Below are 26,379 nucleotides of genomic sequence, written 5' to 3'. Positions count from 1 at the left end.
GTATCACAGGTTCTGATAATTGGGCCCCGAACCACCTTCCGGCGTGACCCAGTTGATGATCTGGTACGGATCCTTGATGTCGCAGGTCTTGCAGTGCACGCAGTTGGCGGCGTTGATCTGCAGGCGTTTGCCGGCGTCGTCCTGCACGATTTCGTAGACGTTGGCCGGGCAGAAGCGTGTGCAGGGGTTGCCGTATTCCTGGGCGCATTTCGTGACGCACACCGAGGTGTCCGACACGTGCAGATGGATGGGCTGGTCTTCGTCGTGTTCAGTGGCGGCGAAGTAGACGCCGGCGAGACGATCGCGCGGCGGCAATTCGCGCTGCACGTAGTCGCGCTTGGGTTCTTCCTGCTGACCGAGTTTGTGCAGCGAGGACCAGTCGGCCTTGTTCTTGAGCGTCCACGGGGAGGCGCCGCCGGTAAAGGTTTCCCACGCGGCGTTCAACATGCCCCACCACAAACCTTTCTTGAAGCCGGGCTTGATGTTGCGAACTTTCTTCAGTTCGCTCATTACTTCCGAGCCGCGCAAGGTTGCATCGAATCCGGTTGAGCTCATCTCGCCCTTGGCCAGATGTTCGGCGGCGAGCATGCCGCTGCGAATCGCTTGATGCGTGCCTTTGATTTTCGGGACATTGAGCAAACCGGCGGTGTCGCCGATCAGCAATGCGCCGGGCATGTCCACTTTCGGCAGCGATTGATAGCCGCCGGTGACAATCGCACGCGCACCGGCCGAAAGAATGGTGCCGCCTTCGAGCAGCGGTTTGATCATGGGATGGTTCTTCCATTGCTGGAACGCTTCCCACGGTTGGTAATTCGGATCGGAATAATCCAGGCCGCTGACGTAGCCAAGCGCGATGCGATCTTTATCGAGGTGATAGAGGAAGCTGCCGCCGTAGGTGTGGCTGTCGGCCGGCCAGCCGAAGCTGTGCACGATCTTGCCGGGCGTCACGCGTCCGGCGGGCACTTGCCACAGTTCCTTGATGCCGATGGAGTAGCCCTGCGGGTCGCTGTCCTTGTCGAGCGCGAAGCGCTTGATCAGCTGCTTGGTAAGACTGCCGCGCGCGCCTTCCGCCAGCACGGTCACTTTCGCCTTGATGTCGATGCCTTGCGTATAGCCGGGCTTGTGCGAGCCGTCTTTCGCCACACCCATGTCGCCGATGCGCACGCCGGCGACGGAACCGTCTTCGTTATAGATGGTGTCCGCCGCGGCGAAGCCTGGGAACACATCCACACCCAGCGCTTCGGCTTGCGGTGCCAGCCATGCGCACAGGGCGCCGAGCGAGACGATGAAGTTGCCGTGGTTGCGCATGCCTGGTGGCACGGGCAGCTTGCGGCCGCCGGTTTTGTTGAGCAGCCAGAATTCGTCCTCGCCCGCGGGTACGCAGATCGGCGGCGGGTTATCGCGCCAACCCGGGAGCAGGGCATCCAGCGGCTGCGGTTCGATCACCGCGCCGGAGAGAATCTGCGCGCCGATCGTCGATGCCTTTTCGATCACGCACACCGTTGTGTCCGGCTTGAGCTGCTTCAGGCGGATCGCGAACGATAGCCCGGCCGGCCCCGCACCGACGACGACAACGTCGTATTCCATTGTTTCGCGTTCGGTCATGGGGGCTCTCTTGGCTTGGCGATGGCTAGGGGCGACCGCGTAGTGTCCTAGAGGCGGTCCGGGCGGCTATTCTCCGGGTTCGCCTACTGCGCGGCAAACGGGGTCTCGATTGTCGCCGGTTTGCCCGAAGTAACCCTAATCCGGGGAACCCTAATCGCGTTGGTCCTGTGCCGGAGTGCGCATGAATTCTGTACCGCCGATGGCTGACATCGATCTGCGCCGTGCAAGCCTGTGTCAGTTGCTGCACTGGCTGGCGGCTGGCCGCGTGCAGGCGAAGGCGTTGTCCGAGGTCTATCTGAGCGCCATCGAGCGCATCAATCCGCAGCTCAATGCCTATGTGACCTTGAGTCCGGTGGCGCTGCTGCGCGAACAGGCGCAGATGGCCGAGTATCGCCGCCGCGATGGCGTCATCGGGCGGCTCGACGGCATTCCGATTGCGATCAAGGACAATTTCGACGTGGCCGGCTGGCCCACGCGTTCGGGGTTGCCGACGGGTCGTGTTCCTGAATACGACGCGCATGTGGTGGCGCGCCTGCGCGCATCGGGCGCTGTGTTGACGGGCAAGACCAATATGGATGAGGGCGCGCTGGGTGCCGTCACCGACAATCCGCATTACGGGCCCACACACAATCCGCATCGGCAGGGCTACACCGCGGGCGGTTCGTCCGGCGGTGCAGCGGCTGCCGTGGCGGCGGGATTGGCCGTTGCGGCGATCGGTTCGGACAGTCTCGGCTCCATTCGCATTCCGGCGAGTTATTGCGGCGTCTTTGCACTGAAGCCCACGCAAGGCGAAATTTCCACGCGTGGCATGACGCCCGCGGCGCGCTGGCTCGATACCGTCGGATTGATCGCGCGCAGTGTGGACGATCTGACCGTGTTGCTGCAGGTGCTGGCCGGTTACGACGCGGACGATCCGCGCTCGCGTCGCCGTCGCGTGGCACTCTCGCCGCCGGATTGGGAACCGGGCAAGTTGCGTTGCGGCGTCTTGTCGAATCTGCCGGATCGCGGTGTGCAGCCCGACGTCATCGCACTATTCGACGCGACATTGGCCAAGCTCGATCGCGAACTGGGCGAGCGGCGCAACGTGGATTTCGAAGACTGGGATTTTCCACGCGCGCGCCGCGCCGGTCTGCTGCTGATGGAAGCGGAAATGCAACGCACGTTTGAGATGCAACTTGCCGATACGGAACATCCCGTGTCGCCGCGTTTTCGCCAGATGATCGATTACGCCGCGCGCAAATCGGCGGTCGATTATGCCGACGCCGATCGTGTACTCGACACCGCCGCCTTGAAGATGCGGCGGCTCTTTGCGCAGATCGACGTGCTCGTTACGCCAACCACACCGCAGGGCGCTTTTCCTTTGGATGGCCCCGTGCCCGATTCGCAGGCCGATCTCACCAGCTTCGCCAATCTCGCTGGATGCCCCGCCGTCAGCATTCCCATGGGCACATTGCCCGATGGGATGCCGGTTGGGTTGCAGCTGGTGGGCGCGCGGGGCTCGGATCTGCGCCTGCTGGAGCTGGCCGCGGTGTGGTCGGCCACGCTGGATGCGGCGCCGGAATATCCGATTCCGGTCTGACAACGTTTTGTTACGGAACGCCGGGTAAAGTGGGCGAAAAATCGGCCGCCCATCCCCATGCCCGCCTATACGCAACAACTCACGTTTTTTCGCGAGTGGATCAAGCATCCGCTGCAGATGGCCTCTGTCCTTCCATCCGGACAGCCGCTGGCGCGGATGATGATCAGCGCCATGCCCGATCAGTCCGAGTGCGTGATCGAACTCGGTGGTGGCACCGGCGTTATCACAGAGGCCTTGCTCGATCACGGTGTCTCGCCCGCGCAGCTGCTCGTGCTGGAAATGAACGAGACGATGCACGGCATCCTTCGGGACCGCTTTCCGCATGCGCATGTGCTGTGCGCCGATGCACGACACGTCAACGAGCTGGCGCAGCGCACGGGTGTGCTGGCACCCGCAGGTGCCGATGCCATTCTCAGCAGTTTGGGCTTGCTGACGATGCCACCGTCATTGCAGCGCGACATTCTGGCGGCGGCTTTCGCGGTGCTTCGTCCCGGCGGCGTGTTTGTCCAATACACCTATGGATGGCGCAGTCCGCTGGATGAGCGCGTACGCAAGGACCTGCAATTGCGTTGCGAGCGCGTTGGCATGGTCTGGCGCAATGCGCCGCCGGCGCAGGTGTACGCCTATTCGCGCGATGATCGTTGAACCATGTGAAGACACCTGGCAGGCGCTGCCATTGCCCGGTGCGGATGTGCGTTACGCCGCATCGTGGTTGGTGAAGGATGAAGCCGATCGGTTGCTCGAACGGTTGCTCGATGAAATTTCCTGGGAGCAGCACCGGTTCCTGATGTTCGGCCGCGAGGTGAGCGCACCGCGATTGAGCTGCTGGATTGGCGGCCCGGGCACCACCTATATGTATTCGCGCACGCGCTTCGAGCCGCGCACCTGGACGCCTTCGTTGACGCCTCTGCGCGCTCGCCTCGAGCAGTTTTGTGGCGCACATTTCAATAGCGTGCTGGCCAATTTGTATCGCGACGGCCGCGATTCCATGGGCTGGCATAGTGATGACGAGCCTGAACTAGGTGAGCAGCCGGTCATTGCATCGCTCAGCCTGGGGGCTACGCGCCGATTTCGCTTGCGCCGGCGAGTACCGCGCGGGACCCGCCTGGCGCCCGCCGATACGATGGAATGTCCGCTCGCACACGGCAGCCTGCTGCTCATGGCTGGCGCCACGCAGCGCCTCTATCAGCATGATTTACCCAAGAGCGCCGCGGTCGATACGCCCCGGATCAACCTCACCTTCCGCTACATCCATACGCTGGCGTCGCGCCGACCATGATGCCGTGCAGCTTGGATTGATGCAGAGCGGCAGAGATAATGTGTGATCCCCAGCCTGGCAGACCTGCAATGACCGACAAGACCGTACTCAACGCCACCCATCGCGAGCTTGGCGCGCGCATGGTCGATTTCGGTGGCTGGGACATGCCGATCAGTTACGGCTCGCAGATCGAAGAGCATCACGCCGTGCGCCGCGACGCCGGCATGTTCGACGTCTCCCACATGACGGTGGTCGATCTGCATGGCCAGCGGGTGCGCGACTTCCTGCGTCATCTGGTCGCCAACAACGTCGACAAGCTGAAAGTGCAGGGTAAGGCGCTGTACACCTGCATGCTCAACGAGCAGGGCGGCGTGATCGACGACCTTATCGTCTATTTCCTGGGCGACGAATTCTTCCGCCTGGTGGTGAATGCGGCCACGCGCGCCAAGGATCTGGCCTGGATCGAAAAGCAGGCAAAAGCCTTCGACGTGAAAGTGCAGGAGCGCCCCGACTTCGCGATGATCGCGGTGCAGGGACCGAATGCGCGCTCCAAGGTCGTGGGCTTGCTGCATGAGGTTGATCGTGCGCGCATCGAGAAGCTCGGCCGCTTTGCCGCTGCCGCAGCGCAGGGACCGCACGGCGTGGCGCTGTTCATCGCACGCACCGGCTACACCGGCGAGGACGGATTCGAAATCATCGTGCCGGAAGATCAGGCTGTGAACTTGTGGAACGAACTGAAGGCCGCCGGTGTTGCACCTTGCGGTCTGGGTGCACGCGACACCTTGCGTCTCGAAGCCGGCATGAATCTTTACGGCCAGGACATGGACGAGAACGTCACGCCATGGGAAGCGGCACTGGCGTGGACCATTTCACTGGATGAAGGCCGCGACTTCATCGGCCGCAAGGCACTCGAAGCACAGAAGGCTGCTGGCGTGCCGAGCACGATGGTTGGCCTGGTGCTGGACGAAAAAGGTGTATTGCGTCACGGCCAGAAAGTGCTGACCGATCGCGGCGACGGTGAAATTCTCTCCGGCAGTTTTGCCCCGACCTTGAACAAAGCCGTTGCGTTCGCGCGCGTGCCGGTCGGTGCATTGGACAATGTCCGTGTCGATATCCGCGGCAAGGAAGTGCCGGTTCGCATGGTGAAGTTTCCCTTCGTCCGCGACGGCAAACCCTGCGAAGGCATCTAAAGACAAACCTCATCACAAAGTGGGTATTGAGCCGCGGCGGAAGCGGTTAGAATCCACGCTTACACCCCTGATCTAAACCTACGACGACTGGACCCGACCATGAGCGAGATTCCCGGCGATCTGAAATTCCTCAAGTCCCACGAGTGGGCCCGTGTCGAAGACAACGGCCTGATCCGTGTTGGCATCTCCGACCACGCGCAGGGCCAGCTCGGCGACCTGGTTTACGTTGAACTTCCCGAGATCGGTTCTTCGGTGAAAGCCGGTACCGGCGCGGCCGTGGTCGAATCGGTCAAGGCCGCTTCGGACATTTACTCCCCGGTCTCCGGCGAGGTTGTCGAGGTCAATGAAAACCTCAACGACAAGCCCGAAACCATCAACGAAGATGCTTATGGCGACGGCTGGATCTTCGCCGTGAAGGCAAGCGACCGCGGCGAGCTGGACGAACTGCTCGACGCCGACGCCTACGCCGAACTGATCGAAAACGAAGAGCATTGATCGCCGATCGGCGCGATTAACGACGGCCGCTTAGGCGGCCGTCGTCGTTTCTGCGGTATGAAAAAATCCTCGCGACGGGGGATCGCACGCCGTGTCGATCATCCAAAAACGGACGTCGATGATGTCGTGCGAGGTGGTGTGTACGACGTTCCGATCGGTCGCTCGCAAGGTCGTTCCGGAATGCATCGAGGGTGTTCGGAGACGAATTCGGACCCTTTTGGCGTCTCCCGGACGCATCTCGGTTGAATTTCGTTCATGCTCCGATTTGACCCTCTTCAGGCATGAAAATCGCGCCGTGTCATCCATCGTGCAATGAATGCAATGGACGATTGGTGTGTATCAGCGTCAATGAGAAAAATCACGTTTTTCAGCTTGTTTTTTGCACATTTTGTAAATGCGCCATACAAGCCCTTTAGATGTTTGGACGGCTGCCGACAATGATTTTTGTGAGTAGCGCACACCCGTTGAGATAGTCGCCGTCGTCCCCGCTCGGGAGCGAACAGATTGATTTCATGGCGAAAATCATTTGACAGTTGAAATGTTCAGGAATAGCTTTCGCACCATATAACAGGGAACAGTACCAATGGTGGCATCGAAATTCATAAAGCCTTACGTCGAACACGGCGCCAAAGCCGACGCGGTGAGAAAGATCACCGTTTCGATTCCGATGCACGTACTGCGACTGCTTTCGGATTTACGCACCTACCGCCAGGTGAACAATTTAAGGCACGCCACGAACAGCGATTTGCTGGTTGAGGCGTTCCTGCACGCTTTTACTGGGCAACCACTGCCAACTGATGAGGAGCTGAGACGAACTATGGCCACTGCCAAGAAAACTGCTAGGAAATCGGCTAAGAAAGCCGCCAAGAAACGCGTTGTTCGCAAGACTGCCGCCAAGAAGCGGCCGGTCGCCAAGAAGGCAACTGCGAAGAAGCGCACCGTTCGCAAGACTGCCAAGAAGGCCGCTAAGCGCGTAGGCGCGAAGAAGGCCACTGCCAAGCGCGTTGCGAAAAAGGCACCCCGCAAGGCTTCCCGTAAGCGCACTGCCAAGAAGGCAGCGGCTGCCAAGGTCATGAAGGCCACCAAGACTTCGAAAGCTAAGAAGTAAGCACAACAACTAAGTTTTATCGGAATTGTCTCCCTGCGGTGCCCAGCGCAGGGAGGTGCTTCGAAAAGCGTTTCGTCCCGGCATCTGCCGGGACGCTTCATTTTGGGGAACCCAAAATGAAGCATCGGGTACCAGACTCGCCCGCGGAAGTGTTAAGTCGTGTTGCGCTGTCGACGCTTTTCCACCGCCGCGCTTCTATATGCCCCTTCCTTTCCGCCAGCCGCACAGCGAGCTAGGAATTTTTCGTACCCCTACCAACAATTTGCGTCGCAGGACGTGAAGTCCAACGCGATTTGCCGTGCCGCCATAATCGAGTTACCTTTTCTCCATCCGCGCTGCGGCAACCCTGGGGAAAGCCGCTCCTGGATAACAGGGGGGAAGCGCGGGTATCTGATGCCACGTAGTCAGTGAGAGATCATGGATACCCGAAAAATTCGTCTTGCGCGTTCGCGCGCGCGTGGGGCTATCAAGCCCCTGACCATCGCCGTGCTCGGTATTGTTGGAGCGTTGGCCGTTGCGTCCTGGTTCTTAATCATCAAGCCACACGAAGAGCTGGTCTCGGTGGATCTTGGTAGCCATCCATCCACACCTGTCGCTGCGCAGCAGGTGGCACCGGTCAATGTCGAGGCGATGAGCCTTAACGATCTATTGGCCAACGCGCGCAAGGCGATGAACGAGCAACGTGTCATTGCACCGGCTGGCAACAACGCCTTCGAGTTCTATCTGGACGTGTTGCAGAAGCAGCCGGGTAACCAGACCGCGGCCGACGCGTTGCGCGAAACCTTCCCGTTCGCGGCAAACAACGTCGAGCAGGTGATCAATCAGCGCGACTTCAACGAAGCCCAGCGCGAGATCGATCTGTTGGCGAAGGTCGATCCGACCAACTACACGTTGACGATCCTGCGCTCCAAGCTCGATGCCCAGCGCAAAACGCTGGACGAAGAGCAGCAGAAGCAGCTCGATACACAGCATCAGGCCGATCTTGCCGCGCAGCAGAAGGCAGCAGCGGACAAGGCGGCGACCGACAAGGCTGCAGCCGACAAGGCGGCGGCAGATAAGGCGGCACAGGAACAGGCTGCGCTGGCAGCGGCAAAGGCCAAGCAGCAAGAAGCAGACAAGGCGGCAGCGACCAAGGCTGCTACGTCGACACAGGTGGCGGCCAATACGCCGTCTTCGTCGGGTGGCGGCGAAACACGCGACGCTATCCCGGTCAGCAGCATTCGAGTGCAATATCCGGCGAATGCGTTGCGCAACAACCTCGAAGGCTGGGTGGACGTTGCGTTCACCGTCAACGCGGATGGCACTGTCGGCAATGTGCAGGTTGTCGGTGCCCAGCCACGACATGTCTTCGACAGCGCCGCCATCGAGGCGATCCGCCGTGCGAAGTTCTCGCCGGCGTTGCGCGACGGTGTGGCGGTAGAGTCGCAGCAGCATCAGCGCATTCAGTTCTCGCTGGGTGGCGCGCAGTAATCGCCCGCTGACAAGTCATGCCTGAGAAAAAGGCGGAGCCATGGCTCCGCCTTTTTTATTTTGACATCGAGGCTGAGCATCGAGGGCACTGCAGGAATGCCTTCCTCAAACGATCACCTGACTAGTTGTGGCGATGCCGTTTGTGATGTGTGCCCGACGGGGTGCCAGCCGGCGGTGGATCGCTTTCCACGCCCGCCCAATCCACGTGTGGCAGACCGAGCATGCTGTCGAACACCATCGGCATGAGGTCGGTGCCGACCGCGCCTGGCGAGTTCCACAGCGTCACCATGCCAACGTGGTACTTCGGAAAGAACGCGATCATGGTGCGATAGCCTTCCACTTCACCGGCATGGAAGACCATCGTTTCGCCGCCGTACGTGAACACGCGCCAGCCCAGCGCGTAACTGGCAGCGCTCAGGCGCGCACGACGCCACGGCGCGCCGTGCATCTCGGTCGGCGTATCCACGCCGGGTGCGTGCAGATATTCCAGCAGCGGCTGCGGCAGCACGTCGGGCCTTCCACCCATCTGCGCGATCAACCAATGCTCCATGTCGTGCAGGCTGGCGTTCACGCCGGCGGCAGGGGCGACACGGTAATAGGCTTCCTTCGGATCAAACGGCGTCCAGCTATGCGCGCCGCTCGGGCGGTGCGGGCGCGCCCAGCTCTTGCTGCTTTCCAATGCGTCGCGACCGTAACTGGCCGTGGCCATGCCGAGCGGAAAGAAGATGCGCTTGTCGACCTGGTGATAGAAGAAGTCGCCCGTCTCGGCGTAGATCACATCGCCGATCAGACTGAAGGCCACGTTCTGATAGCCGTAGCACTGGCCGACGTCGCACGCCATCGGTACTTCATCGAGCTTGCGCACCAGTTCTTCGTACGGCACGTTGTCTTCGAGCATCGAGTCGTAGGTGTTATGCGGCAAACCCAGGCGCTGGCCCACGATGTCTTTCACCGTCGCTTGGTTGGACGCCTGCGCATCCTTCAACTGGAAGAAGGGCAGCACATCGGCGAGTTTGGTATCCCAACTGAAGTGACCGTCATCGACCAGCAAGCCGGTGACCGCCGTGGCGAATGCCTTGGAGAGCGATGCAAGCCGGAACACGGTGTCGGCGGTGATCGGTTCTTGCGTGGACGTATCGGCGTAACCGATTTCGCGCTCGAAGGCGACTTTGTTATCGACGATCACCGCAGTGGCCATGCCGGCGACTTCGTTGCGTTGTGCGACGACATCCAGCCAGTGCGAATAAGCATCCAGACTTGCCTTCACGCGATCGGGCGGAAGGCTGGCGACACTCGTGTCGACAACCGGCGTGTCTTGTCGTACCGGATGCGCCACCACCGCGACGGGCTGACCCGTGGGCGCCACGGCGCGGGCTGTCGATTGCGTTGTCAGTGCCGCGGTGACCCCGAGCAAACTGGCAATCAGCAAAGTCGGCTTGAAAAAAAGCATGTTGCTCCGCGTACCAGGGACGTCTTGCGACGCCCCGTTAGGGGTCTTCGTGGATTCGTCCATGATGGGGATCGCCGGATTTTGCGGCACTTCGAAGCAAGCCACAATGGCGGCAAATCGGCCAGTTAACTGGCGTGCGACTTGCGTGGGCGAAGCGTTTACACACCTGTGCGGCGCTTAAACGCTGTTGCGTCAGTCCGTTAGCCACGTATTAGGTCGGCAGCCCGTTCAGCAATCATGATGGTTGGCGCATTGGTGTTACCGCTTGGGAGCGCGGGCATGACTGACGCATCCACCACGCGTAGCCCCGTGACCCCATGCACGCGCAGTTCGCTGTCCACCACAGCGTGCTCGTCTACACCCATGCGGCACGTTCCCACGGGGTGATAAATGGTCTCCGCCTTGCGGCGCACAAAATCTTCCCAGTCACGATCCGTTTGCGGCGCCTTTTCAGGGAAGACGCTATTGCCGCGATACGCATCGAAAGCCGGTTGCGCGAAGATCTCCCGCGAGATCTTTGCGCCTTCGATCATGCGCGCGAGATCGTGCCCCTCCGGATCGCTCAGATAACCGGCGTGGATCGCGATGGGCTCGGCAGGATTGGCCGAACGCAGATGCAACCGGCCTCGACTGCGAGGATGCAGATAGCACGCATGCAGCGTGTACCCGATGCCAGGCAAGCGATGGCGGCCATGATCGTCGAGCAGTGCGGGCACAAAGTGGAATTGAAGATCGCAGCGTGCATCCGTCGCCAGACGGCTGCGTACGAAACCGCCCGACTCGGCCACGTTGGACGTGGCCGGTCCATCGTGACGACGCAGGTAACGCCAACCGGCCGCGAGTTCGTTGATGCGATCGTAGGTGATGTTCTGCGTGCTGCCGACCAAGGTGCAGATGTCCAGATGATCCTGCAGATTTGCACCGACACCGGGCAGATCGATCGCCGGCTCGATCGCGTGTTCGCGCAAATGATCGGCCGGCCCGATACCCGAGAGCATGAGCAGATGCGGTGAATTGATCGCGCCCGCGGCGAGAATCACTTCACCGGCGTGAATGCGTTCGTGTCTGAAGCCGCGCCGCAGTTGCACACCCACGGCGCGCCCGTGCTCGATCAGTACGCGTTCCACGAGCGCATGGGTGCGCACGTGGAGGTTCCGTCGCGTGCGTGCCGGCCGCAGGAACGCCACCGACGCCGAGCAACGCGCGCCGTTGCGCTGTGTGACCTGATAGAAACCGAAGCCTGTCTGATCGGCACCGTTGAAATCATCGTTGCGAACGAATCCTGCGCTCGCGGCAGCGTCGACAAGCGCTGCCGAGAGGGGATTGTGGTATCGCAGGTCCGAGACGCTCAGCGGGCCGCCTGTTGCGTGCCACGTGCTTGCGCCGCGCGTGTTGTCCTCGCTATGCAAAAACCACGGCAGTACTTGTTGCCATGACCACCGGGCATCGCCGGTTGCATCGGCCCAGCTGTCATAGTCGGCCGGCACGCCGCGGATGTAGCACATCGCGTTGATGGAACTGGAGCCACCCAATGTCTTGCCGCGCGGCCACCACAGCCGGCGGCCACGCAGCTCAGGCTCTGGTTCCGTGTCGTAGTTCCAGTTGAGGCGCCGTTGCTTGGGCAGATGTGCGATACCGGCGGGCATGTGAATCAACGGATGCCAGTCGTAACCACCGGCTTCCAGCAACAGCACGCGCTTGCCTGGATGGGCGCTAAGCCGATTGGCCAACACGCAGCCTGCCGAACCCGCGCCGACGATCACGTAGTCGTAGTCCACATGCACTCCAGGTTCGGATTCCTTTGCCATGCTAGTCTTGCGCGGCCTCACGCTGGAAGACCACCAGTGAACTCCCCGCAGACAGTTATCGCACGCAAAGATGCGACGCCCATGGTGTCTGCATTCGCATTCTTTTTCGTGCTGACGTCCTATTACATCATGCGCCCCGTGCGTGACCAGTTGAGTGGTGCGGTGGGCTCTTCGCAGCTGCCGCTTTTCTACGCGGGAACATTAATCGCGATGCTTATTCTCACGCCGGTATTCGGCGCGCTGGTGGCACGCTTTCCACGTCGTCGATTGCTCGTGTGGAGTTACAGCTTCTTCATCGTGGACCTGTTGCTGTTTATTCCTGCCTTTTTGGCGCAGGACCGCATTGGTACGCGCACGCTTGGCGTGATCTTCTTCATGTGGGTCAGTGTGTTCAACCTGTTTGTGGTGTCGCTGTTCTGGAGCTTCATGGCCGATGTATTCAGCAGCCAACGCGCACGCGAGGTGTTTCCGCTGATTGCGTTAGGCGGCATGGCAGGCGCGATTTTTGGACCGTTTGTGACGTCCATGCTGGTCGGTTTGCTCGGCGTCGCACCATTGCTGCTGGTGTCGGCGGTGATGCTCGGCGTGTCGTTGATGCTTTTATTGCGTATTTCCAGTAAATGCTCGTCTGACGGCGCCACCGAACAACCCATTGGTGGTTCGCTATGGGCGGGAATGCGCGAACTTTGGTCGCGGCCGTTCCTGCGCTATATGGCTGTGTTGATGCTGCTCGGCGACGGTGTAGGCACGCTTGCTTATGCATTGGTTGCGGATTTCGCCAAGTCGCATTTCACGAATGCAGTGGCGAGGACGGCGTTTTACGGGCACATCGATCTGGCCACCAATCTGCTGGGTGCACTGTTCCAGCTGACACTGACACGTTGGCTGCTCGTACGTCGCGGTGCCGCCTGGGCGCTGATGTTGCCGATGATCATCAACGTGGCGTTGCTGCTTATGATCACGATTGGCGGTCATGCTGAAGTATCGCTGCTCGGCTATGCCGTGCCGTTATTGGCCGTCATGATCGTGACGACGCGCGCGTTCGCTTACGGTATGACCAAGCCGGCGGTCGATGCCCTCTACACGCGCGTGCCTCGCGAGACGCGCTACAAGGGCAAGAACTTCGTCGAGACCGCGGTATGGCGCTTCGGTGATCTGATTGTCACCAGCGGTGTAAGCGGGCTGGACAAACTGGGCGCTGCACTCGGCAGCGTCGCGCTGATCGGCGCCGGTATTGCGAGCCTGGGAATCTGGGTTGCGCGCAAGGCAGCATATTCCCCCGATCTCATGCCGGAGGGCAGCGCGAGCGCAACGACGACGAAGCCTGCCGCCGAGCAGGTGTGATCAACTAGTGATGTAACGCTGCAGCTGATCGATTTCTTCAGCCTGCGCGTTGATCACTTCCTTGACCAGATCGCCGATCGAGATGACGCCCAGAACGCGATTGCCGTGAACCACCGGCAAATGGCGGATGCGGCTGTCTGTGCATAGACGCATGCAATCGAACACATCCGTTTCGGGAGTGACGGTGAGCGCCGGACTGCTCATGATCTCCGACACGGCCGTTTGCGCGGACGATCGTCCCTGCAGGATGACCTTGCGCGCGTAGTCGCGTTCGGAAACGATGCCGACCAGTTGCTCGCCACGCATCACCAGCAACGCACCAACATGTCGCTCGGCCATGTGTTTGACGGCTTCCAGCACGGGCGCTTCGGGCGCGACGGCGAAGATATCGGTGCCTTTCGTGGCAAGCAGATGCTTGACCTGACGCATGCCAAACCTCCCCGGCGGCCGCAGCATGGCCGCGTGTCCCACAGTGTAGCGCCCGGATGTAGCATTCGTGTGAAACGACGCTTACGCGCGTGGCAAACGCTCTTCTTCGATGAAATACAGCGGGCGTTGCTTGCTTTCGTTGTAGTTGCGGCCGAGGTATTCGCCGATTACACCTAGGGCAAGCAGCTGAATGCCGCCAAGAAACAGCACAGCGACCATCAGACTCGGGTAGCCAGGCACCGGGTCGCCATGCATAAGTGCTTTGGCAAGCACCTTGATGCCGAGAAGGAACGCAAAGACGGAGGCGGCCAGGCCCGTCCACGTGGCGAGTCTCAACGGCGCGATGGAAAAGGACGTGATGCCTTCCATGGCGAATTGCGCCAGGCGCCAATAGTTCCATTTCGTTTTGCCCGCCTTGCGCGGATCGCGCATATACCGGACTGCAATCTGCTTGTAGCCAATCCAGGTAAACAAACCTTTCATGAAGCGCTGGCGTTCGCGCAACTGCGCAAGCGCGTTCAGCGCGCGCCGCGAAAGCAGGCGAAAATCGCCGGTGTCGCGTGGTACCGCGACATCAGACATCATCTCCATCGTCCGATAAAACGCGGCGGCGGTGAACCGCTTGAAACCCGTCTCGCCGGCACGTGCGCTGCGTGTCGCATACACCACGTCATGGCCCGCCTGCCATTGCGCGACAAGTTCGGGAATGAGTTCGGGCGGGTCCTGCAAATCGGCGTCGATGACGATCGCGGCATCGGCATCGACATGATCCAGCCCCGCGGTAAGCGCGATTTCCTTGCCGAAATTGCGCGAGAGTTTCAGCGCGCCGACGCGCGGATCTGCAGCGGCCAGCGATTGCATGATGTCCCAGGTGCTATCCCGGCTGCCGTCATCCACGTACAGCATGTCGCACTGCAGCGAAAGTCCGTCCAGCACTTTCCACAGACGTTCGTGGAAGATCGGTAGCACTTCCGCTTCGTTAAAGGCGGGAACGACAACGGTGAGTTTCGGCATGCTGCAGATCCGATGCGTGGTGTAAGCAATGCTAGCGTGAGAGCTGGCAGAAGTAGTGGCCCATCAACGCCGCCGGCCGTTGCCTGTGTCACGCGGCGGTTGTTTGCTTTGCAGGTAGGCCGGACCGCCGAGCTGTTCCATCTGCTGCTCGATCCAACGGCTTCGTTCCATGACATAGCCGCTTGGACGGTCGGCACGGAAGCGATCAGGACTGGGTAGCACGGCGGCCAGTCTCGCCGCCTGTGCGGGCCCAAGCTGCGCAGGAGAGGTGTGGAAGAACGTGTCGCTCGCAGCCCCCACGCCGTAGATGCCATCTCCTAACTGCGCGATGTTCATGTACACCTCAAGAATGCGCTGCTTGGGCCAGGTGATTTCCAGCAACACCGTGAAATACGCCTCCAACCCTTTGCGAACGAAGCTTCGGCCGTTCCATAGGAAAAGATTTTTCGCTGTCTGCTGGCTGATCGTGCTGGCCCCGCGCAGGCGTCTGCCATCGTCCGCCGCGTCAATTGCGTTCTGGATGGAGTTGAAGTCAAAGCCGTGATGAAACGGGAATTTCTGATCTTCACCGGCCACCATCGCAATGGGCACCCACGGCGAAATCCGCGACCAGGGCACCCAATGGTGCTGCAGATGAAAATCCTTCTCGCCATGAACCATCGCGCTCAGGCGGCGCTCCATCATCACGGCGGAGGTCCACGGCGGCACGAAGCGCAGCACGAAGACCACCAGCCAGCTCAGCGCCACCCAGGACAGCACCAGAATGCCGGCGTAGCGCAGTAGACGGCGGAGCAAGGGCAGCTGTGGCATGGTCAACCCGTGGACAAAGGCTGGCGCAGTATAAGCGGCGACAGGGGTAGGCTATTGTCAGATCCAAGCGAGCCCCCATCTTTGGTTGTCTGGCTTTGTGAGGTTGAGAAGTGGAAACCGTACTTGTGGAAGACGTGTTGCATCGGTTCATGCTCGAGCGCGCGGGTGTACGTGGCGTCGTCGTGCGGCTGGGACCTGCGTGGCGCGAGGTGGCCGGCCGAGCCGACTATCCGGCCGCATTGCGCGATCTGCTCGGTCAGTCGCTCGCCGCCAGTGCATTGCTCACCGGCAACATCAAACTCGATGGCGCATTGTCGATTGAATTGAAGAGCGCCGGCGCGCTGCGCCTGCTGTTCGCCGAATGCTCCGACACCGGCCGTTTGCGTGGCCTGGCTCGCTGGGACGGCGCCGTGCCGGACGAGTTGCCGCTGAGCAGCCTGCCCGACGCGATCATGGCCATCACCATCGGCCACGCGGAGCGCGGCAAGCGTTACCAGGGTCTGGTCGATTTGCGTCATCCGGAACTTGCCGGCGCGCTGGAGAATTACTTCCAGCAGTCCGAGCAGTTGCCTGCTCGCATCATTCTCGCCGCGAACGAGGAACACGCGGTGGGCCTGATGTTGCAGAAGCTGCCGGGTGAGGGCGGACGCGATGCGGTGCACGACGAAGACGCATGGCCGCGCATCGAGCATCTCACTGCGACATTGGGCAAGGCCGAGCTGCTGACAACGCCACCGGAGCAGTTGCTTTATCGCCTGTATCACGAGGAAACCGTGCGCCTGTTCCAACCGCGCCCGCTCGCGTTCGGCTGCAGCTGTTCGCGCGAACGTGTCGAAACGATGTTGCGTTCGCTGGGTCGCGAAGAGATCGAAGCCACGCTGGAAACGCAGCAGGGCCTGATCGAAGTGACGTGCGAATTCTGCGCGCGTAGCTACACGTTCGACCGTGTCGACGCGGAGCATCTGTTGAGTGGCGGCGCTGCGACCTCATCGACGGTGCAATGACGCCGTGAGGCGGACGGTCAGCTCACCGTGCTGATCGTCGTCCCCAACCAGAAGTCCGCCGATTGCGGCCTGGCAAACAGGAAACCTTGCCCAAAGCGGCAGCCGATGTGGCGCAGCGCCTGGCGCTGCGCTTCTTCTTCAATGCCTTCGGCAATCACCTGCATCTGCAGCGAGTCGGCCAGCACCTGAATCGCACGCACCACCGGCACGCTGGGGCTGCCGGCGTTGGCAAGTTCGGTGATGAAGGTGCGGTCGATCTTCAGCGTTTCGATCGGATACTGATGCAGATAACTTAGCGACGAATAGCCGGTGCCGAAGTCGTCCAACGCGATGCCGACGCCGTGATCGCGCAGGTTATCGAGCATGCGTTTCACCTGCGAGGGGTTTTCCAGCAGCGTGCGTTCGGTCACCTCGATACGCAGCGAACGCGGGTTGACGCGATGTGCGCGCAACAGGTTCAACAAGCGATCATCCAGATCGGGTAGGCGGAAATGGCGCCCGGAAACATTGAGGCTGACGAAACCGTCCGCGCCAGCCAGCATGCTTGCCTGTGATGCAACCTGTTCGAAGATCTGCCAGTCGATGCTTTCCGCGCTGCCGTTTTCTTCGGCCACGGCGAGAAAATCGCCGGGACACAGCAGGCCGCGATCGGGGTGGCGCCAGCGCAGCAGCGCTTCATAACCGACTGTGCGACCGTCCTCGAGCGAAACGATCGGCTGGTAGAACGGCACGAACTCGTTGCGCGTCAATGCGCGGCGCAAGTCGCCTTCCATCTCAAGCAGCGAAAGCACTTCGCGGCGAAGACGATCGTCGAACATGGCGGCGCGATGGCGCCCTTCGTCCTTGGCGCGATACATGGCCGCGTCCGCATCGCGCAGCAACTCTTCCGGTTGCTGGTAATGCTGTGCGGGCAACGCGATGCCGATGGACGCTGAGGTAAAGATTTCCTTGATGCCGAGACGGAACGGCACGTGCAATTCCGCGATGATGCGTTCGGCCACCACCGTCGCTTTGCCGGCATCGCTGATACCTTCCAGCAATACCGCGAATTCGTCGCCGCCCAGACGCGCCACTAAATCGCGTGTTTTGAGGCAGGCGCGAATGCGGCTGCCGGCCTGGAACAGCAAATCGTCGCCGATCAGATGACCCACGGAATCGTTGATGACCTTGAAGCGATCCAGGTCGATAAACAGCACCGCAAACAGCTTGGCCGCATCGGCGTGATAGCCCTGCAGTGCCTGACCGAGTCGCTGCAGCAGCAATGTGCGGTTGGGCAGGCCAGTCAGGGAATCATGCAGGGTTTCGTACATCAACCGTCGTTCGACGCGCTCGCGTTCGGCGATCTGCTCACGCAAATCGCGGTTGGCGAGTGCGAGGGCGCGCGTACGTTCGGTGACGCGGCGCTCCAGATTCACATACGCCTGTTTCAGCGATTCGGCGGTTTGCTTGCGTTGCAACGCGTTGGCGATGTGGTAGCTCACGAAGGTGAGCAGTTCCTGATCGCGGGTGTCGTAGATGTGCTTGGGCGAATAACTTTGCACAGCGAGGACGCCCATCACGCGGTCGTCCCACACCAGCGGCACACCGAGCCAGCAGACGGATGGCGTGCCTGACTGCACGCATTCGCCGACCTCAGCGAGCCGATCGAACGTCTGGCGGTCTGCCAGCAGCGGTTTGCCGTGTTTGAGTACGTATTCCGTCGCGCCATTGCCGATGGGGCGCGGTTGACGTGTTGTCTCTTTTTCGTCGATCGAATACGGAAAGCTGATGGTCTGCGAACTTTCATCGAGCAGCGCAATGTAGAAGTTGCGCGCGTAGAGCAATCCGCCGACGACGCGGTGAACCGCTGCATAGAAGTTTTGCTGACTTTCCGGTGCACTTGCCAGTTCAGCGATGCGAAACAATGCAGACTGCAGGCGCTCGCCACGTTGGCGTTGCAAAACCTGTTGGCGAAGTACGCGGTTGGTCGCACGCAACGCGGCGGTACGATCGGCGACGCGACGCTCCAGTTCGGCGTGTGCTTCGCGGCGCTCCAGCGCGGTTTGCATGTGCTGCGCCACATAGTTGAGCAGGTCGCGATCGTGCCGCGTGTAGTGCGTATCTGCGCGATAACTCTGCACGGCGATACCACCGACGACCTGGCTGCCACGCAGCAGCGGTACGCCCAGCCAGTGCTCGCACGCCGGTCCTACGAGTTGGAAGCGTCCTTCCAGTTGCCGCGCCAGCTCTTCCACCGAACCCATGATCGGCTGACCCGTCTGCAGCAGATTCCACGACAGGCTGTGTCGCATGTCCTGCAGCGGATAGGTTTCGTCGGGTGACGGCGGCTTCTGATCGGCAGTGTCGACGTAATACGGAAAGCGCACGCTATCCGTGCCCGGGTCGTACAGGAAGATGTAGAAGTTCTCCGCGTACATCAGCATGCCGACGATGGAATGCAGCGATTGCATCATCTCGCTCATGTTGTGAGCGGTGCCGGCCAGATCGGCAATGGCGTAGAGCGCGCGTTGCAGACGCTCGGCCATGGCGAGGCGCGAAATGGCTTCATAGAGACGGCCGGTTTCACTGAGCTGGCGCAGGCGAGTGCTGGCCAGGCGCCCGAGCCAGGCCAGTTCGGCCGTGGCCACATCGTTCAGCTGGGCCGGATCGCCATCCAGAACGAGGGTCTGCAGACTTTGCGGGTCCTTCGCCAGGCTCATCCGGCCCGGCGGCGCAGCGGGATCTTCCGCTTCGGAGGACACCCAATGGAGCGTGCCGGTCAGGCCCAGATGAACGAGGGCGGCTTCGCAGGTTTCCAGGACGCTAACCGAGTCGACCGCACGAAACAGCTTTTCCATGGTCTCACGCAGCTCCGCCGGAATAACCCCGGAGGCTGGCGACGGAAAACTGCGGCCAGGCGCTGAATTCATGGAATTAGTTGGACCCCTGCCCAGTGTTTTGGCTGACTATATATCGTGATGGCGCCGTCATGTCGTTTGGACTCACAGCTTCTTCACGGCCTCCCCGGGAGGCTACTGTGACAAGCATCCGGCGTGCCAGCAAGTCCTTGTTCGAAAGGCTTTTTTGGCATAGTGGCCCACAGAAATTTTATGCGGTCCCGGGTGTTAGTAAAAAGTAAAATCAGATATACTGAACTCCGGGTGTCCATGCCTCCTCGAGGCCTGGACGGGTGTCCTATACGTCGCTTTCGAATGTTCATGCGCCGATTGCTGCTGACATTGCCATTGCTTTGCATGCCGCTGATCGCGGCAGGGCAAACTGTGAGCGCTGATCAGTCCACCAATCCGTGGATACAACAGCAGACGACGTTGAAGACCGGCCAGCCGGCGCCGGGTTCATTGCTGATCCAATCGCAGAATTCGACGACGGCCGGCGCACAAAACGACTCGTCGTTGTCGTTGAATCCGTTGGGCGGCGGCACTGTCAATTCGAGCACGCTGCAATATGGCGTGACACCGAATGTCACGACGCAGGCCACGATCAATCAGAAATCGTGGGCGACGCAGCCGCGTATCGTCGGTACGGAAGTGGGCGCAACCTACAACACCGGGCGCTACAGCCTCGGTCTGAGTGTCGCGCAAGATCAGGTGACCAATCCCACTCCGCTACCGCGCGTGCTCCCCGGCGCAGTCACTGGCGTGAATGGTCTCACCGATTTCGACAACAGCACGCAGCTCAATGCCAAGGGCCGACTCGCACTCAGTGGCAATAGCGGCGTGGTGTTGGGCGCGAGCATGGGACGCATCCACTTGCTGCCGGGCAATTTGTTGGGCTTGAGCACGCTGGATCAGAAAGCCCTGAGCTTCGGCATCGATCATGGCCCGGTCAGCGGTAGCATCATTGGCCGCAGCATGCAGCCGGAAGTGAACAATCCGGGCATGCCCAACCCTGGCCTGTATCCGGATCGCCGTTGGAACAGTATCGATCTAGGCGTTACCTGGCGTTTGCCGTGGCAGGGTTCGTTGAGTTTCGGTGCGCAGAACGTGTGGTCTTCCGGCAATGCGACCAATACGCCGGCCGGTCCGCCGCAGCCGGATCAGTCGCGCACGCCGTACGTGCAATATCACCAGGATCTTTGATCCGGTATCACGCATAAAAAAAGCCCCCGCCATGCAGGGGCTTTTTGTTTGTGCACGTGTTCAATCCTGCTTACGGATGCGCACGTCGCCGCTGAACGATTCGACATTGATCTTGCCGTTGCCGGTGCCTGCCACCGCATCGAGCGAACTGCCCGGGCCGTGTTCGGGTTGCTTGGGTGTGCCGAAGTCGCTGCGCAGATCGCCGCTGAAGGTTGTGGCGTGCACGTTGCTCGATAGCGCCGACGGAACCAGCAGTTGCACATCGCCGCTCATGCTGTCGATGGTGATATTGCCGCCCGACGCCAGCGAGCCCGCAAGCTGCACGTCACCCGATACGGTGCTGAGATTGAGATGTTGCCATGGGCCGCCACCGGCTTGAATGCGGCCGGAAATGGTTTGCAGGTCGACGCTGTTGCCGAGTGATGGCGCAAGAATGTCGCCACTCACGGTTTGCAATTTTGCCTGTGCTGCCTGACCCGAGAACGCGATGTTGCCGCTCACGGAGATGACGTTGAGCATGGGCGTCTGCGCATTGATGCGCACGCGGCCGCTGACCGAACTGACGTCGATATCGCCGCCGTTGATGCCGTCGATGCTGAGCGGTGCACTGACGATCTTCACCTTCAGCGATGCACCGCGCGGCACGCTGATGTCCAGGCGCGTGGACGACATCGATTTGTCGCTGCCCCAGTTAAGCCATCCGCTTTGTCCTTCGGCCTTCACGCCGATGGTCAGATTGTTTTCGCTGCCATCGATGCTCAGCGGTGCGGCGCCTTCGCCTAGCTCGCCGCCGACGTGAACTTCGTTGCGATCCCATGCGGTGATGGTGACTTCGCCTTTGATGTTGATGATGTCGATATGCGCTGTGGATGAGGCGGGATGGCTCACGTCGAGCGGGGTATCGGCCATGGCCTGCCCTCCCCAGGACAGGCAGATAAGCAGCGGCAGGTAGCGGGCGTTTTTCATAGTTATTGTGTCCTGAAGAGCCTTAGCCGGCTTGTTTCTCCAACTGCTCGCGCAGCTGTGTTTGCTGTTGTTCGGTACGTTGCAGCAGGCGCTGCAAGGCGGGTGAATCGGGAGCTTGCTGCATCGCCTGTTGCAGTTCCATGCGTGCGGCGCCAAATTCCACGGCGGCACCGGCGAAACGTGGATCGCTTGGTTTCCACGGTGCGTTTTCCAGGTTCGGTTTGTTGCTGACTACGACAGACGGCGCAACGGAATGCATGCGCCAGGCGATGCCACCGGCCAGCAGCATGACCGCTGCCGCACTGGCCGCAAGCGCCCAGGCTTGCCGATGACGCGGCCGCCTGATCGGCGTCGGCGTTTCCACCACCGCCGGCGTTGCGTTGTCGATCGCAGCGTCGATACGCGCCCACAGATCATCCCGCGGTGCGACCGGCTGGTTCAGATCGCGCATTTGGCGCAGCCATTCAAATTCGTTCATGTCACATCTCCAAGTGCTTTGCGCAGCAACCCGCGTGCACGATGCAGTTGCGCCTTGGATGAGCCCACTGCCATACCCAGTTCGCCGGCAATTTCGTCGTGGTGCCAGCCTTCCACGTCATGCAGTACCAATACGGCGCGCGCGCGCGGCGGTAGTTTGCCGATCGCACGTTCCAGTTCATCGCGTTCGGCCGCACAGAACGGCGTCTCGCCATGCTCGGGAAGGCTGTCCTCGTCGATATAACCGACGGGGTCGGCGCCCCGCGCCCGTATGTCCATCAGTGCCACATTCACCGCCAACCGATAAAGCCACGTACCGAAAGCACTCTGTTCGCGAAAGCTGTCGAGCTTCTGCCAGGCACGCACGAAGGCATCCTGGGTCAGGTCCTCCGCCCGCGCATGATCGTAGCCGGACAACCGCAACATCGCGCCATGGATCCGGCTCGCGTGCTGGCGGTAGAGGCGCTGGAATGCCTGACGGTCGCCCGCTGCGGCCGCGCGTACGTCATCCATATCGTTGTGGTGTCCCGCAGCCAGTGCAGGTGGCATGGCACTTCCGTTGGCAATGCAAGCAGCAATCATCTTGCTAGCTTTGATGCCGTTGCAAGCCAATAGGTTTAGAGGGGATTACTCCTTCTCCCCTTTGGGGAGAAGGTCGGGATGAGGGGCCAATCTTGCGATAAGGCGGGTTCAAAGCCGACTTTCATGGCTCTTATCGCAAGATTGACCCCTCACCTCGGTCCTCTCCCCGAAGGGAGAGGAAGTCAGTGCTTCACGCGTTTGCAGCCTTGCGCGGTATTTCCAGGGCCTGAGCCACGCGTTGCTGCTCCTGCCGCAGGCGGGCAGGGAGACGCGGGCTGAAGCTGTCGAGGTACTCGCCGATGGCGTGCAGTTCGGTCTGCCAGCCGGGAATGTCGACCTGGAGTAGTTCGGTCAGCGTTTCGCGCGGCAGATCCAGACCGTCCATCTTCAGCTCATTCTGGGCGGGCAGGATGCCGATCGGGGTTTCCGTGCCGCGGGCCTTGCCCTCGACGCGGTTGATCATCCACTCCAGCACGCGCAGGTTTTCGCCGAAGCCCGGCCACATGAACTTGCCGTCCTTGCCTTTGCGGAACCAGTTCACGTGGAAGATCTTCGGCAGCTTGGCCCCGGCCTTGTCGAACGAGAGCCAGTGGGTGAAGTAGTCGCCGTAGTGATAACCGCAGAATGGCTTCATCGCCATCGAGTCGCGGCGAAGCACGCCCACCGCACCCGTGGCGGCCGCTGTGGTTTCCGAACCCATCGCGGCGCCCATCAGCACGCCGTGCGTCCAGTCGCGCGCTTCCATCACCAGCGGAATCAGCGACGGCCGACGGCCACCGAAAACGATCGCGCTGATCGGCACGCCTTGCGCATCTTCGGCTTTGGACGACCACGTCGGGCACTGTTTGGCGCTGACGGTGAAGCGCGAATTCGGATGTGCGGCGGGGCCATTGGCGGCGTCGAACGGACGACCTTGCCAATCCGTCACCGGCGTACCGGGCACGCCTTCCCACCAGGGCTGGTTATCGGCGGTGACGGCGACGTTGGTGAAGATTGTGTCGCGTGCAATCGTCGTTAGCGCATTGGGGTTGCTCAATGTGCTGGTGCCCGGCGCCACGCCGAAGAAGCCGGCTTCGGGGTTGATGGCGTATAGACGTCCATCTGCACCAGGACGCATCCAGCAGATATCGTCGCCGACGGTCCACACGCGCCAGCCGTCTTTGCGATAACCCTCCGGCGGAATCAGCATTGCCAGATTGGTTTTGCCGCATGCCGACGGGAACGCTGCCGCGATGTAATGCGTCTGGCCCTGCGGATTTTCGATACCGACGATCAGCATGTGCTCGGCGAGCCAGCCTTCCGTGCGTGCCTGATAGCTGGCGATGCGAAGCGCATGGCATTTCTTGCCGAGCAGCGCATTGCCGCCGTAGCCCGAGCCGTACGATTGAATCGACAGCTCTTCGGGAAAATGCATGATGAAGCGACGCTCAGGATCGAGCTCGCCAGTCGAGTGCAGGCCCTTCACGAAGCTGCCTTCGCGCTCGATACGCGCAAGCGCTGCCGCGCCCATGCGCGTCATCGTGCGCATATTCACGACCACGTAGGGGCTATCGGTGATTTCGACGCCGCAACGCGATAGCGGTGAATCGATCGGCCCCATGCAGTACGGAATCACGTACATGGTGCGGCCTTCCATGCAGCCGTCGAACAACGCATCCATCTTGGCGTGCGCGTCGGCCGGCGCCATCCAGTGATTGTTCGGGCCGGCGTCGGCCTCGTCCTTCGTGCAGACGAAGGTGAGATGTTCGACGCGCGCCACGTCCGACGGACTGGAGCGATGCAGATAGCAGCCCGGATGGGTCTGCTGGTTGAGTTCGATCAGATCTCCGCTTTGCAGCATCTGCTGCGTCAGCATCCGATATTCGGCATCGGAGCCGTTACACCAGTGGATGGTCGCGGGGCGGGTCTTTGCCGCCACGTCATTAACCCATCGCTCGAGCGAATCCAGCTTGCTCGTCATGTTTCCCTCGCCTTGGTCTACCCACAAAAAGGATGTAGAACGCTAAGTTACAGGAACTGGCATTGCAAGGTTATGTGCAGCAAACGGGCGTGCGGCGGGGTGTCGCGCCTGACGCGTCAGGCACTTGGAATCATCACTTGCAACAAGCCGCTTAGGCAGGAATCAGCGTCGCGATCATGTGTTCGACGTAGGCGTCGAACTCTTCGTGGCTCAACCTTGGCAGGCCGAGCGTGAAATTGAGCTGCAGGAAGCCGACATAGGCGGCATAAGTCAGGCGCGCACGGTTCAGTGCATCGGCGCCTTCCATCCCCGCCTGCTTATAAGCCGTATGCAGAAACTCGGTACGGCGCTTGGAAACGCGCGCCATCACCGGAACGACCAGCGGGTGGTCCAGTGCTTTCAGCAGTGCGGCGTATACACGGTGCGGCTGCAGCTCGTGGGCGACGCGGCGGAACAGTTCCGGCAGGCGTTCGCGCGGATCGGGGATCGCCTCGATCTGGCTGATGATTTCGCGTTCGCCGTATTGTTCCCAGCGTTCCAGCGCGGCCTGCAACAAGGCTTCACGGGTGCGGAAATGCCAGTAAAAGCTACCCTTGGTTACGCCAAGCTGACGGGCGAGCGCCTCGACGGCCAAAGCGCCCACGCCTTGTTCGCTGATCAAAGTAAGAGCTGCGTCTTCCCAGTCTTCAGCGGAAAGGCGTGTGCGTTCAGGTTTCTGGCGTACATTCATTTCCGTATGGTAGCCCAGACCGCGCAAAAACGGTGCTCCGCGGGCGGTTTCACAGTTCCAGCACGCAATTCTCGGGCGCCGGTTGACGGCGTTTCGCGAGCGCTCCATACTCGTGCGTATGGAATCCACAACCGCCACGCGCATTTCATTCACGACCAGCGACGGCCTATCGCTGGCGGCCGATGTACGCCATCCCGCCGATGCGCCGACACTGCTGTTTGCGCACGGCTTCGGCCAGACGCGCGGAGCATGGAAGGCCGCTGCCGCGACGATGGCCGCTCGCGGTTGCCGCTGCGTGACCTTCGACAGCCGCGGTCACGGGGAAAGCGACCACGTGCCGGGTGGCGATTACCACATGGAACAGTTCGTCGACGATCTGCTAGGTATCGCACGCGTTCAGCCGCAACCGCCAATCCTGATCGGCGCGTCGATGGGTGGCTTGCTCGGTCTGGCCGTTGCGGGTGAAACACGGCCATCGCCGTTTCGCGCGATGGTGCTGGTCGACATTACGCCGCGCTGGGAAACATCCGGCGTCGAACGCATTCTCGCGTTCATGCAAGCGCATCCCGATGGCTTTGCGAGCTACGACGAAGCCGCCGAACAGATTGCCGAATATCTGCCGCAGCGACGCGAACGCAAGAGCGAGCAGCAACTGCGCCCGCTGCTTCGCGAAGGCGCCGATGGACGTTTGCGCTGGCATTGGGATCCGGCATTGCTTTCTGGCAGCCTGATCATGGAGAGCGAACGCTATCAGCCGCGTTTGCTCGAGGCCGCCGCGAAGGTCGACGTGCCGGTGCTGTTGCTGTCCGGCGAGCGCAGCGATGTGGTCTCCCATCGCACGGTCGAAGAATTTCTCGCACTGGTACCGCATGCACGGCATGCCGAAGTACCTGGCGCTACCCATATGTTGGCTGGCGATGCGAATGACGCATTTACAGCCCAGATCGCAGGCTTCATGGCAAGCCTGGAACGTGTCGACGCCGACGTCGACGCGATCAAGCAACCTGCAACGAGGTGTTGA

At 61.1% G+C, this 26,379-nt stretch carries 23 protein-coding genes; 11 read left to right on the top strand and 12 right to left on the bottom strand.

What is annotated here, in order from left to right; all coding sequences use genetic code 11:
- Positions 1 to 3: 3 nt before the first annotated feature.
- The gene (locus EKH79_RS09500; RefSeq protein ID WP_126673549.1) at positions 4 to 1,605 is read right to left on the bottom strand and encodes an electron transfer flavoprotein-ubiquinone oxidoreductase; all 1,602 of its coding nucleotides are present in this window, start codon (positions 1,603 to 1,605) and stop codon (positions 4 to 6) included.
- A 181-nt stretch (positions 1,606 to 1,786) separates the two neighbouring features.
- Here EKH79_RS09500 and EKH79_RS09495 point away from each other — a divergent pair, with 181 nt between their 5' ends.
- The 7 genes from EKH79_RS09495 (at position 1,787) to EKH79_RS09465 (ending at position 8,705) form a co-directional block, all read left to right on the top strand.
- A complete protein-coding gene (locus EKH79_RS09495; RefSeq protein WP_126673548.1) occupies positions 1,787 to 3,184 on the top strand; it encodes an amidase in 1,398 nt (465 codons plus the stop codon).
- Positions 3,185 to 3,241: 57 nt separating this feature from the next.
- On the top strand, positions 3,242 to 3,829 hold the full coding sequence (locus EKH79_RS09490; RefSeq protein ID WP_126673547.1) for a class I SAM-dependent methyltransferase: 588 nt from the start codon (positions 3,242 to 3,244) through the stop codon (positions 3,827 to 3,829).
- The gene (locus EKH79_RS09485) at positions 3,819 to 4,463 is read left to right on the top strand and encodes an alpha-ketoglutarate-dependent dioxygenase AlkB family protein (protein WP_126673546.1); all 645 of its coding nucleotides are present in this window, start codon (positions 3,819 to 3,821) and stop codon (positions 4,461 to 4,463) included. Before EKH79_RS09490 ends, EKH79_RS09485 begins: the two co-directional genes overlap by 11 nt.
- Before the next feature lie 68 nt (positions 4,464 to 4,531).
- Positions 4,532 to 5,632: a glycine cleavage system aminomethyltransferase GcvT gene (gcvT, locus tag EKH79_RS09480; protein WP_126673545.1), complete on the top strand. Its 1,101-nt coding sequence runs from the start codon at positions 4,532 to 4,534 to the stop codon at positions 5,630 to 5,632.
- Positions 5,633 to 5,731: 99 nt separating this feature from the next.
- A complete protein-coding gene (gcvH, locus tag EKH79_RS09475; protein ID WP_126673544.1) occupies positions 5,732 to 6,127 on the top strand; it encodes a glycine cleavage system protein GcvH in 396 nt (131 codons plus the stop codon).
- A 583-nt stretch (positions 6,128 to 6,710) separates the two neighbouring features.
- Entirely contained in the window at positions 6,711 to 7,235 is a 525-nt protein-coding gene (gene metJ, locus EKH79_RS19145; protein WP_126673543.1) for a met regulon transcriptional regulator MetJ, read from the top strand.
- Between the two features lie 417 nt (positions 7,236 to 7,652).
- Positions 7,653 to 8,705 carry an energy transducer TonB gene (locus tag EKH79_RS09465; protein WP_126673542.1) on the top strand — a complete coding sequence of 351 codons (1,053 nt, stop codon included), beginning with the start codon at positions 7,653 to 7,655 and terminating at the stop codon, positions 8,703 to 8,705.
- Between the two features lie 121 nt (positions 8,706 to 8,826).
- On the opposite strand, the gene EKH79_RS09460 is transcribed toward EKH79_RS09465, so the two are convergent.
- Positions 8,827 to 10,155 carry a serine hydrolase domain-containing protein gene (locus tag EKH79_RS09460; protein ID WP_126673541.1) on the bottom strand — a complete coding sequence of 443 codons (1,329 nt, stop codon included), beginning with the start codon at positions 10,153 to 10,155 and terminating at the stop codon, positions 8,827 to 8,829.
- Positions 10,156 to 10,355: 200 nt separating this feature from the next.
- On the bottom strand, positions 10,356 to 11,963 hold the full coding sequence (locus EKH79_RS09455; protein ID WP_126673540.1) for a GMC family oxidoreductase: 1,608 nt from the start codon (positions 11,961 to 11,963) through the stop codon (positions 10,356 to 10,358).
- An 81-nt stretch (positions 11,964 to 12,044) separates the two neighbouring features.
- Here EKH79_RS09455 and EKH79_RS09450 point away from each other — a divergent pair, with 81 nt between their 5' ends.
- The gene (locus EKH79_RS09450; protein ID WP_126673539.1) at positions 12,045 to 13,307 is read left to right on the top strand and encodes an NTP/NDP exchange transporter; all 1,263 of its coding nucleotides are present in this window, start codon (positions 12,045 to 12,047) and stop codon (positions 13,305 to 13,307) included.
- Here EKH79_RS09450 and EKH79_RS09445 read toward each other — a convergent pair whose 3' ends face one another.
- From EKH79_RS09445 to mtgA, 3 genes are all read right to left on the bottom strand, one after another.
- Entirely contained in the window at positions 13,308 to 13,736 is a 429-nt protein-coding gene (locus tag EKH79_RS09445; RefSeq protein WP_126673538.1) for a CBS domain-containing protein, read from the bottom strand.
- Positions 13,737 to 13,817: 81 nt separating this feature from the next.
- Positions 13,818 to 14,750, bottom strand: coding sequence for a glycosyltransferase family 2 protein (locus EKH79_RS09440; RefSeq protein ID WP_126673537.1), 933 nt, complete (start codon positions 14,748 to 14,750; stop codon positions 13,818 to 13,820).
- A 63-nt stretch (positions 14,751 to 14,813) separates the two neighbouring features.
- A complete protein-coding gene (gene mtgA, locus EKH79_RS09435) occupies positions 14,814 to 15,560 on the bottom strand; it encodes a monofunctional biosynthetic peptidoglycan transglycosylase (RefSeq protein WP_126673536.1) in 747 nt (248 codons plus the stop codon).
- A gap of 110 nt (positions 15,561 to 15,670) precedes the next feature.
- On the opposite strand from mtgA, the gene hslO reads away from it, so the two are divergent.
- Positions 15,671 to 16,564 carry an Hsp33 family molecular chaperone HslO gene (gene hslO, locus EKH79_RS09430; protein ID WP_126673535.1) on the top strand — a complete coding sequence of 298 codons (894 nt, stop codon included), beginning with the start codon at positions 15,671 to 15,673 and terminating at the stop codon, positions 16,562 to 16,564.
- A 17-nt stretch (positions 16,565 to 16,581) separates the two neighbouring features.
- On the opposite strand, the gene EKH79_RS09425 is transcribed toward hslO, so the two are convergent.
- A complete protein-coding gene (locus EKH79_RS09425; RefSeq protein ID WP_126673534.1) occupies positions 16,582 to 19,473 on the bottom strand; it encodes a bifunctional diguanylate cyclase/phosphodiesterase in 2,892 nt (963 codons plus the stop codon).
- Between the two features lie 288 nt (positions 19,474 to 19,761).
- Between EKH79_RS09425 and EKH79_RS09420 the strand changes: the two genes are divergently transcribed.
- Positions 19,762 to 20,643, top strand: coding sequence for a hypothetical protein (locus EKH79_RS09420; RefSeq protein ID WP_126673533.1), 882 nt, complete (start codon positions 19,762 to 19,764; stop codon positions 20,641 to 20,643).
- Between the two features lie 60 nt (positions 20,644 to 20,703).
- On the opposite strand, the gene EKH79_RS09415 is transcribed toward EKH79_RS09420, so the two are convergent.
- The 5 genes from EKH79_RS09415 to EKH79_RS09395 all read right to left on the bottom strand — a co-directional run bounded on the left by EKH79_RS09415 (position 20,704) and on the right by EKH79_RS09395 (position 25,358).
- Positions 20,704 to 21,609, bottom strand: coding sequence for a DUF4097 family beta strand repeat-containing protein (locus tag EKH79_RS09415; RefSeq protein ID WP_126673532.1), 906 nt, complete (start codon positions 21,607 to 21,609; stop codon positions 20,704 to 20,706).
- Positions 21,610 to 21,631: 22 nt separating this feature from the next.
- Positions 21,632 to 22,087 (bottom strand): hypothetical protein, encoded by a 456-nt coding sequence (locus EKH79_RS09410; RefSeq protein ID WP_126673531.1) that lies wholly within the window; start codon positions 22,085 to 22,087, stop codon positions 21,632 to 21,634.
- The gene (locus tag EKH79_RS09405) at positions 22,084 to 22,635 is read right to left on the bottom strand and encodes an RNA polymerase sigma factor (RefSeq protein WP_126673530.1); all 552 of its coding nucleotides are present in this window, start codon (positions 22,633 to 22,635) and stop codon (positions 22,084 to 22,086) included. The genes EKH79_RS09410 and EKH79_RS09405 overlap by 4 nt, the downstream gene beginning before the upstream one ends.
- Positions 22,636 to 22,858: 223 nt before the next feature.
- Positions 22,859 to 24,628, bottom strand: a complete 1,770-nt coding sequence (locus EKH79_RS09400) for a phosphoenolpyruvate carboxykinase (GTP) (protein ID WP_126673529.1) — start codon at positions 24,626 to 24,628, stop codon at positions 22,859 to 22,861.
- A gap of 151 nt (positions 24,629 to 24,779) precedes the next feature.
- Positions 24,780 to 25,358 carry a TetR/AcrR family transcriptional regulator gene (locus EKH79_RS09395; protein ID WP_126673528.1) on the bottom strand — a complete coding sequence of 193 codons (579 nt, stop codon included), beginning with the start codon at positions 25,356 to 25,358 and terminating at the stop codon, positions 24,780 to 24,782.
- 118 nt (positions 25,359 to 25,476) lie between these two features.
- Between EKH79_RS09395 and EKH79_RS09390 the strand changes: the two genes are divergently transcribed.
- The gene (locus EKH79_RS09390; RefSeq protein WP_126673527.1) at positions 25,477 to 26,379 is read left to right on the top strand and encodes an alpha/beta fold hydrolase; all 903 of its coding nucleotides are present in this window, start codon (positions 25,477 to 25,479) and stop codon (positions 26,377 to 26,379) included.

The sequence above is a fragment of the Dyella dinghuensis genome, from assembly GCF_003977615.1.
In the GTDB taxonomy this organism is placed as follows: domain Bacteria; phylum Pseudomonadota; class Gammaproteobacteria; order Xanthomonadales; family Rhodanobacteraceae; genus Dyella_B; species Dyella_B dinghuensis.
The sequence above is the reverse complement of the archived record's forward strand: the minus strand, read 5'-3'. Positions and strand labels throughout refer to the sequence as shown.